Below are 7897 nucleotides of genomic sequence, written 5' to 3'. Positions count from 1 at the left end.
TCCACGTCTTTGCCGCCGACAGGCCCGTGCCGCCAACGAGCCCGACGCGCCCCACGCAAGCTTCGACCCGCCGAGGCCGAGGCGCTGGGCCTTGCCGCCGCCCCGCGCGTGCTGCTCGGCTGGGACGCGGAGGGTCGGCCGCATGTGGCGGCGCTGCTGGCCGCGGTGCCCGAGGACGTCGCGTCCCTCGCCGACCTGCGCGCCCTCTCCGTCGACGGCAGCACTCAGGCCGCCACCCTCGGCATCAAGGCGCAGGCGCGCAGCCTGCTGCACTGGAACGTCAGCCACCGCTTCTGCGCCGCCTGCGGCGGCGAGAGCCTGCCCGCGCTCGGCGGCTATCGCCGCGACTGTCCGTCCTGCGGCGCCAGCCACTTTCCGCGCACCGATCCGGTGGTGATCATGATGGTGCTGCACGCGGGGCGCTGCCTGCTCGGCCGGCAGGCGCGCTTTGCCCCCGGCGTCTACTCCTGCCTTGCCGGCTTTCTGGAGCCCGGCGAGACGATCGAGGACGCCGTGCGCCGCGAGATCTTCGAGGAGGCCGGCCTGCGCCTCGGCGCCGTCGCCTATCACAACAGCCAGCCGTGGCCGTTTCCGATGACTTTGATGATCGGCTGCTACGGCGAGGCGCTCGGCAGCGATCTCGTCGTCGACACCGTGGAGCTGGAAGACTGCCGCTGGTTCGACCGGGACGAGGTGGCGGCGATGACCGCCGGAACCCACCCCGACGGCCTCTGCGTGCCGCCGCCACCGACCATCGCCCGGCATCTGATCGAACACTGGCTCGCCGAACACGCCCCGGCGGACGGCTGAGCCCTCGCCGCCCACCGGCAGCTTGCGCCGCGCCGCCTTGGCGCCCCATATGTCGGCCAGCCCTCCTCTCCAGTTTTGCGGAAAGACGCCCATGAGCCTCACCGTCGCCGTCCAGATGGACCACATCGCCGCAATCAAGATCGCCGGCGACAGCACCTTCGCCCTGATGCTGGAGGCGCAGCGCCGCGGTCACCGCCTGCTGCATTACACCCCCGACCGGCTGGCCCAGCGCGGCGCCAAGGTGTTTGCCACGGTGGAGCCGGTGACGGTGGCCGACGAGGCCGGCGCGCATTTCACCTTGGGCGCGGCCGAGCGCATCGACCTTGCCACCACTGACGTGGTGCTGCTGCGCCAGGATCCGCCCTTCGACATGAACTACGTGTCGACCACCCACATGCTGGAGCTGATCCATCCGCAGACGCTGGTGGTCAACGACCCGGCGCATGTGCGCAACGCCCCGGAAAAGCTGTTCGTCATGACCTTTCCGGAGCTGATGACCGACACGCTGATCACCCGCGACATCGCCGAGGTGAAGGCCTTCCGCAAGGAATTCGGCGACATCGTCGTCAAGCCGCTCTACGGCAACGGCGGGGCCGCCGTGTTCCGCGTCACCGCCGAGGACCAGAATTTCGGCTCGCTGATGGACCTCTTCACCACCATGTCGCGCGAGCCCTTCGTGGTGCAGCGCTACCTGCCGGCGGTGCGGGCGGGCGACAAGCGGATCATCCTCGTCGACGGCGAATTCGCCGGCGCCGTCAACCGCGTGCCCGCGCCCGACGACCTGCGCTCCAACATGATCCGCGGCGGCGCGGCCGAAACCACCGCCCTCACCGACCGCGAGGCCGAGATCTGCGCCGTCCTTGGCCCGGAGCTGAAGCGCCGCGGGCTGATCTTCGTCGGCATCGACGTGATCGGTGGCTTCCTCACCGAGATCAACGTCACCTCGCCCACCGGCCTGCGCGCGATCAAGCGGCTCGGCGGGCCGGACATCGCGGCGAAGATCTGGGACGCGATCGAGGACAAGCGCCGCCGCTGACGCCGAAACCGGAACGATATCCCCGCTTTGTTCCCTTCATGTTCTTGCGCTCGTGCATGGGTTGTGCGAGGGTAAGGCATTCGGTCAGCGGGGAGCGCCAGCCATGGTGTCGCGGGTCACGACGGTCGCCTTCCAGGGCGTGGACGCGGTGGACGTCGACGTCCAGGTGCATGTGGCGCCGGGAACGCCGATGTTCACCGTGGTCGGCTTGGCGGACAAGGCGGTGGCCGAAAGCCGCGAGCGGATCCGCGCCGCGCTGACGGCCTCCGGCCTCGCCCTGCCGGCCCGCCGCATCACGGTCAACCTCGCCCCGGCCGACCTGCCGAAGGAAGGCAGCCACTACGACCTGCCGATCGCCCTCGGGCTGATGGCCGCGATCGGCGCGATCCCGGCCGATGCGCTGGAGAGCTTCGTCGTGCTCGGTGAACTGGCCCTCGACGGCACCATTTCCGCGGTGGCCGGTGTCCTGCCGGCGGCGATCGCCGCCAATGCGAGGGGCAAGGGGCTGATCTGCCCGCTCGCCTCCGGCAGCGAGGCGGCCTGGGCCGACGGCGAGATGCCGATCCTCGCGCCGATGAGCCTCATTGCCGTCGCCAACCACTTCAAGGGCACCCAGGTTCTGGCCCGGCCGCAGCCGCGGCGCGGCGAGCCCGACGCGATCCTGCCGGATCTGGCCGACGTCAAGGGCCAGGAAACCGCCAAGCGGGCGCTGGAAATCGCGGCGGCCGGTGGCCACAACCTGCTGATGGTCGGCCCGCCCGGCTCCGGCAAGTCGATGCTGGCGCGGCGCCTGCCCTCGATCCTGCCGCGGCTGTCGCCGCGCGAACTGCTCGAGATCTCGATGATCGCCTCCATCGCCGGCTCGCTCGGCGACGGGCGCCTGTCCGATCGCCGCCCGTTCCGCGACCCGCATCATTCGGCCTCCATGGCCGCCCTCGTCGGCGGCGGCCTGCGGGCGAAACCCGGCGAGATCTCGCTGTCGCACAACGGCGTGCTGTTCCTCGACGAATTGCCCGAGTTCAATCCGGCGGTGCTCGACAGCCTGCGCCAGCCGATGGAAACCGGCGACGTGGTGATCGCCCGCGCCAACCACCGCGTCACCTATCCCGCCCGCTTCCAGCTGGTGGCGGCGATGAATCCCTGCCGCTGCGGCCTTGCCGGCACGCCGGGCTTCACCTGCCGGCGGGGCGACCGCTGCGCCGGCGACTATCAGGCGCGGCTCTCCGGGCCGCTGCTCGACCGCATCGACCTGCATGTGGAGCTTGCCGCCGTGTCGGCCGCCGACCTGCAACTGCCCGCGCCGGCCGAGACATCCGCCGATGTCGCCGTCCGCGTCGCCGCGGCCCGGGAGTTGCAGCGCGAGCGGTTCGTGGCGCTCGGGCTGCCGGGCCTTCGCACCAACGCCGATGCACCGGCGCGGGTGGTGGAGGACATCGCGCGGCCGGACCGCGCCGGCACCCAGCTGCTGCGCGACGCGTCGGAGGCCCTGCGCCTCTCGGCGCGGGCCTATCACCGGGTGCTCAAGGTCGCCCGCACGCTTGCCGACCTCGACGGAGCCGAAAGCGTCGGCCGCCTGCAGATCGCCGAAAGCCTTGCCTACCGGCCGGCCGGCGAGCGGGTCGCGGCGGCGGCCTGACGATCCTCCCGGCGGCCGGCCGAGCGCTTGCGCCCGGACAGCGCCACCCGGAGGGTCGAGGGTCCCCGCTCGGCCCGCGCCCGGCGCTGACGGATGCCACGGCCGACGGGTTCGCCGGCCCCCGGGCGGCCTCCCCGTGCCGTCGTGAAGACCGTCAGGGATGCCGTCGCGGGATGCCCGAAGAGGACTTTCCTGTTTTGGGAAGGGCCGACAACCGAATCTCAAGACACCCCGGTCATGCTGCACCGATCGGCGATCGCGGCGACAGGGTGTCGTCCGGGCGCCTCGCGCGAAGCCGCGCCTGCCCGCCGGACGATCCGTCCGGTGACGGCGTGCTTCCCCCTGCCGGTGCCCGATGACGGCGCCGCCACCGCGAGCAGTCGGGATCGGCATGACCAGGACGATGGACGAGCCCTCATCGGGTGGAGGCGCAGGCGGGGTGGCGGGACCGGACGGACGCGGCGGCGCCCTTGCGCCCACCCCCCGCCCGGAGGGATCGATCGGGCGCGACATGGCCCCGGCCGAGGCCTCCGCCCCGGCCGCGCCCGGCGTGACCGCCCCCGCCCTGGTCGCCAGCGCCGCCGCCGTGACCGCTCTGGCGGTGCTGATTGCCGCTTCGCTCGCTCGTCCCGATCTCGCGCCGCTGCTGGCGGCGCTTGCCTTCTTCGCCGGGTTGTCCGCCTGCGGCGCGGTGCTCGCCGGCGCTTGCCCGCCGCAGCGCCGACCTTGCCCGCTGGCGCGCCGCCGCCCGACTGTCCGCCGCCCAGATCGAGGCGCTCACCGACGAGGCCTGGGAAATCCGCGACCGGCAGGACCGGCTCGCGCGGATCGTCGAGGCGGCCGGCGACGTCGTGATCCAGCGCGACGGCGACGGGCGGATTCTCGCCGTCAACGACACTTTCTGCCGCCTGTTCGGGCTGGAGGGCGAGGCGACACGCGGGCGGCACGTGTTCGACGTGCTGGCGCCCGAGGCGGCCGACCTCGTCCGGGCGTCGTCCATTCCCGGCCGGCGCGACCTGCTGCCCGTCCAGGACATGCCGGTGGCGACGCCGCAGGGCCTGCGCTGGTTTTCCTGGACCGAAACCGCGCTTGCCGGCGACGGCGACGTGGTCGAGTGCATCGGCCGCGACGTCACCGACCGCAAGGCCACCGAAGCGGCGCTGTCGGTGGCCCGCGATCAGGCCGAGGCGGCGAGCGCGGCAAAGTCGCGGTTCCTCGCCATGGTCAGCCACGAGATCCGCACGCCGCTGAACGGCATCCTCGGCATGACCAACCTGTTGCAGCAGACGGCGCTCACCTCCGAGCAGACCACCTATGCCCGCGCGATCGAGACCTCCGGCGACGCGCTGCTGCTGCTGATCGACGACCTCCTCGACTTCTCGAAGATCGAGGCCGGCCGCATCGACCTCGTGGTTGCCCCGGCCTCGATCGGCGAGATCGTGGAATCGCTGGTCGAGCTGCTGGCGCCGCGGGCCCATGCCAAGGGCATCGAACTGGCCGCCTACATCGATCCGCGGCTGCCGGAGCAGCTGCTCGTCGACGCGGCGCGGCTGCGCCAGATCCTGTTCAACCTGGCCGGCAACGGCATCAAGTTCACGGCCGAGGGCGGTGTCGCCATCGAGGTGCTGTATCAGGACGCGGGCGGCGCGGCCGGCACCGCCGGCGTGCTGTTCCAGGTGCGCGACACCGGCATCGGCATCGACGAGGACGACAGCGACCGGATCTTCCGCGAGTTCGAGCAGGCCGATCCGGGGCCGGCGCGCAGCTACGGCGGCACCGGGCTCGGCCTCGCCATCGCCCGCCGGCTGGTGCAGCTGATGGGCGGCGACATCGCGCTCGATTCCGCGCCCGGCGCCGGCGCCTGCTTCTCCTTCTCCGTGCACCTGGCGCTCGCCGGCGCGCCGGTTCTGGCGCCGGCCAGCTTGCCCCCGGTCCCTGCCCGCACCGCCCTTGCCACGCCCGCGCCGATGCCCGTTCCGGCCTTCGCCTTTGCACCGCCACCGGGATCGGGCGCGCGCGCCCACCAGCGCCGCCTGCTGGATGCGCTGACGGGGGGAGGCCTGTCGGGCGTCTCCATCGCACGCGGCGGCGACATCGATCCGTCTCAGGATCCGCCCGCATCCGCGCTGTCGTCACCTGTCCATGCCAGGCCCGTCGAGCCGCTCGTGATGCCCATCCCTCTCGTGCGGATCTCGCCCGGACTTGGCGCGCCCGACGCCTCCCCCGCAGACGCCGGGGTGCCGCAGCCGGACGCGGCCGCCGCGCCGGCCGTGGATCAGCCCTTTGCCGGACGCCGGGTTGTGCTGGTGTCCCACGCCCTGATCGAAGGGCCGCTGGTGCTGCGCCGGCTGTTCGAGCGCGGCGCCGACGTGACGCTGCTGACCCAGCAGCAGATCGAGACCGGGCTGTCGGCGCAGTCCGGGGTCGACGTCGTGCTGGTGGATGCGGCGGCGGGCGATCCCATGGCCGCGATCGAGCGGATCCGGGCGATCGGCGACATGCCGGCCGGCATCCTGCTCGACCCGCTGCAGCGCTCCAGCCTGCCGGACCTGCTGGCCGCCGGCTACGGCGCTATCTGGTGAAGCCGGTGCGCTCCGCCTCGCTGGTGCGGACCCTGCGCACCCTGCTGGGCGAGACCGACTTTGCCGCCGCGGGCGGCAACGAGCCGATCCTCGCGCGCCCGGTCGAGGCGCCGCTGCGGCCGCTGCGGGTGCTTCTGTGCGACGACAACGAGATCAACGCCCTGCTCGGCCGCGGCCTTCTGGAAAAGCAGGGCCACAGCGTGGCGGTGGCCGGCGACGGGCGCCGCGCGCTGGCGCTGTGCGAGGAGCGCATGGCAGCCGGGGGCAGCTTCGACCTGATCCTCATGGACCTGCACATGCCGGAGATGGACGGCTTCGAAGCGGCGCGCCGGATCCGGGCGATGGAGCCGGCAGGCCTGCGGCCGACGCCGATCGTGGCGCTCACCGCCGACGTGATGCCGGAGACCCGGGCGCGCTGCGAGGGCGACCTCTTCGACGGCTGGCTGGCGAAACCGTTGCAACCCGATGCCTTGCGGGCGCTCGCCCAGCGCCTTTCGGCCGATTGATCCGCGCGGACGCGCGCGCTACAAGCGCCGCATGCCTCCGTGCCCAGCCTGGTGAGACCCATGAAGCTCGACAAGATCGAAGCCGCCGTCGCGGCCATTGCCCGCGGCGAACTCGTCGTCGTGGTGGACGACACCGACCGGGAGAACGAGGGCGACCTGATCATGGCCGCCTCGCGGGCGACCGCGGAAACCATGGCCTTCATGGTGCGCCACACCAGCGGCATCATCTGCGTGCCGATGACCGGCGAGCGCGCCGACCGGCTGAACCTGCCGCCGATGGTCGCCAACAATCTCGACCCGATGCGCACCGCCTTCACCGTCAGCGTCGACTACAAGGTCGGCATGACCACCGGCATTTCCGCCGACGAGCGGACCAACACGGTGCGGGCGCTGGCCAACGACAATGCGCAGGCCAGCGACTTCCTGCGCCCCGGCCACATCTTCCCGCTGATCGGCCGCGCCGGCGGCGTGCTGACCCGCTCCGGCCACACCGAGGCCGGCGTCGATCTCGCCCGGCTTGCCGGGCTGGAGCCGGTCGGCGTGCTGGCGAGGTGGTCAACGACGACGGCACGGTCAAGCGCCTGCCGGAGCTCCTCGCCTTTGCCAAGGAACACGGCCTGAAGATCATCACCATCGAGGATCTGATCGCCTACCGCGTGCGCACCGAGCGTTTCGTCACCCGCGCCGCGACCCAGCAGATGACGATCGGCGGCATGCGCGCCACGGTCCACGCCTACCAGACGCCCTTCGACCCGCTGCAGCACATCGTCGCCGTGTTCGGCGATGTCGGCAGCGGCGAGGACGTGTTCTGCCGCATCCACCGCGAGCAGCCCGCCCACGACCTGTTCGGCCGCGGCACCGGCGGCAGCTGGGTCGAGACCGCGGTGGCCGCGATCCGCGACAAGGCCGACGGCCGCGGCATCCTGATGTTCCTGCGCAATCCCGTCGCCGACGAACTGCTGGAGCCCAAGCAGGCGCCGGCGCCGATGGGCGACGGCAAGGATGGCGAGGGCCACGGCAGCGCGGTGCTGCGCATGAACCGCTGGCGCGAGGTCGGCGTCGGTGCGCAGATCCTGCGCGATCTCGGCGTGCAGTCGATCGCGGTGCTTGCCTCGCTCGAGCGCCAGTATGTCGGCCTCGGCGGTTTCGGCATCGAGATCAGCCGGACGGTGAAGCTGGACTGAGCGCCGGCTCGGACTGTCCGGCTGCCGAAGCGTCGAGTCGAGGGCCTGACCGGCCGGCCCCCGGTCGTCAGCCGGGAGCCGGCGTGCCGAATGGTCGGGCTTTCCGGACCGTGGCGCGCCGTCGAGGGTGCGCACCTCCCCGA

At 72.3% G+C, this 7897-nt stretch carries 5 protein-coding genes and 1 pseudogene; all 6 read left to right on the top strand.

The annotated features are described in order from the left end of the window. Positions 1–810, top strand: an 810-nt coding sequence (gene nudC, locus A6302_RS18180) for an NAD(+) diphosphatase (RefSeq protein WP_141703914.1), incomplete at its 5' end; no start/stop codon positions are given. A gap of 91 nt (positions 811–901) precedes the next feature. Continuing rightward, entirely contained in the window at positions 902–1846 is a 945-nt protein-coding gene (gene gshB / locus A6302_RS18175; protein ID WP_069308222.1) for a glutathione synthase, read from the top strand. Between the two features lie 103 nt (positions 1847–1949). After that, positions 1950–3482 carry a YifB family Mg chelatase-like AAA ATPase gene (locus A6302_RS18170; RefSeq protein WP_069308221.1) on the top strand — a complete coding sequence of 511 codons (1533 nt, stop codon included), beginning with the start codon at positions 1950–1952 and terminating at the stop codon, positions 3480–3482. Between the two features lie 656 nt (positions 3483–4138). Then, entirely contained in the window at positions 4139–6064 is a 1926-nt protein-coding gene (locus tag A6302_RS18165; RefSeq protein ID WP_169833623.1) for a PAS domain-containing hybrid sensor histidine kinase/response regulator, read from the top strand. Beyond that, positions 6061–6570, top strand: coding sequence for a response regulator (locus tag A6302_RS23170; RefSeq protein ID WP_069308219.1), 510 nt, complete (start codon positions 6061–6063; stop codon positions 6568–6570). The genes A6302_RS18165 and A6302_RS23170 overlap by 4 nt, the downstream gene beginning before the upstream one ends. Before the next feature lie 60 nt (positions 6571–6630). Continuing rightward, positions 6631–7754: pseudogene (ribB, locus tag A6302_RS18155) on the top strand (3,4-dihydroxy-2-butanone-4-phosphate synthase). Positions 7755–7897 lie beyond the last annotated feature (143 nt).

The organism is Methylobrevis pamukkalensis, from assembly GCF_001720135.1.
Lineage (GTDB): Bacteria > Pseudomonadota > Alphaproteobacteria > Rhizobiales > Pleomorphomonadaceae > Methylobrevis > Methylobrevis pamukkalensis.
The sequence above is the reverse complement of the archived record's forward strand: the minus strand, read 5'-3'. Positions and strand labels throughout refer to the sequence as shown.